The sequence below is a fragment of the Neobacillus drentensis genome, assembly GCF_036966985.1.
GTDB lineage: Bacteria > Bacillota > Bacilli > Bacillales > Cytobacillaceae > Neobacillus > Neobacillus drentensis_E.
In genome coordinates, this window is the sequence record NZ_JBALSN010000768.1 from 1 (window position 1) to 1,313 (window position 1,313).

Below are 1,313 nucleotides of genomic sequence, written 5' to 3' on the forward strand. Positions count from 1 at the left end.
ATCGTGACGGAATCATCCTTGATACATGTTCAAGCTCCTTGGAATTTAATCCGAATACCTTGCCAATATCTCTAAGTACTGCTTTGGCTGCAAGCGTTCCAAAGGTAACGATTTGTGCGACATGCAGGTCCCCGTATTTTTCAGCTACATAGTTAATCACTTCATCACGCTGGTGGTCTGGAAAATCAATGTCTATATCCGGCATAGAAATTCGTTCAGGATTTAAAAACCTCTCAAATAGTAGATTATGCTNNATCTGTAATGTACAAAACATAGGCAACTAGTGAACCCGCTGCAGAACCTCTTCCTGGTCCAGTTAAAATCCCATTTTCACGTGCGTATTTCATAAAATCCCAAACAATTAAAAAATAATTGCTAAACTTCATCCGTTTGATGACTGCTAATTCATAGGACAACCGTTCAAAATGTTCCTGTGAAGGCGAGGAAAAACGTTCACTTAAGCCCTGTTTACACAACATATCAAGGTAGTCCTCAGCAGGAATCCCTTTTTCCGTTGGAAATGCAGGCAAGTACGTTTTATTTAACTCAATGTTAAATTGACATCTGTTGGCAATCCGGATTGTATTTTCTAGTGCATCGGGGATATCAGAAAAGCAATCGACCATTTCACTTGCAGTTTTTAAATAGAACTGATCGTTTTCTAACTTTTCTCTGTGGTCATCTTGTAATTTATCACCATTTTTAATGGCTAACAAACACTCATGAGCAAACATATCTTCTTTTTCTAAATAATAGACCTGATTTGTGGCTACCATTGGGATATTTAGTTCTTTTGACAAACTAGCAAGCTTATTTCTAATTTTTGTTTCTTGTTCGAGTTGGTGATTTTGAATCGCTAAGAAAAAGCTGGCGTTGCCAAAAATGGAATCTAGTTTTCTAATTACTTCTTTAGCCCTTTCCTCGTTGCCATTTATAAGTAACTGTTCAATTTCTCCTTCGAGCCCAGGAGTAATCGCAATGAGACCGTCTGAATAATGTTTCAGCCATTTTAATGGGATTCCATGATCGGTTTTAGTTTGAACGGTACTAGATATCTTTAAAAGATTTCTATAACCCTGATCATTTTCAGCGAGTAAGACTAGTGGATAGGATTCATTAGAGGTGTACTCACTTTCCACATCTACTGTTATACCGATAATAGGTTTCAAATTATTTTTTTGGCATAACTTATAAAATTCAATGGTTCCGTACATGACGTTTCTGTCCGTTAAAGCGATGGCAGAAAATCCTTTTGTCTGTGCATTTTTTATTAAATCTGGGACAGATGCCGTACTTGATAATAAACTATATGC

At 36.8% G+C, this 1,313-nt stretch carries 2 protein-coding genes; both read right to left on the bottom strand.

All coding sequences use genetic code 11. The features are described from left to right. The coding region (locus V7659_RS31530) for a hypothetical protein (RefSeq protein ID WP_335543913.1) at positions 1–205 on the bottom strand (205 nt) is incomplete at its 3' end. Positions 206–245: 40 nt separating this feature from the next. Next, a complete protein-coding gene (locus tag V7659_RS31535) occupies positions 246–1,271 on the bottom strand; it encodes a PHP domain-containing protein (RefSeq protein WP_438825882.1) in 1,026 nt (341 codons plus the stop codon). Positions 1,272–1,313: the final 42 nt, after the last annotated feature.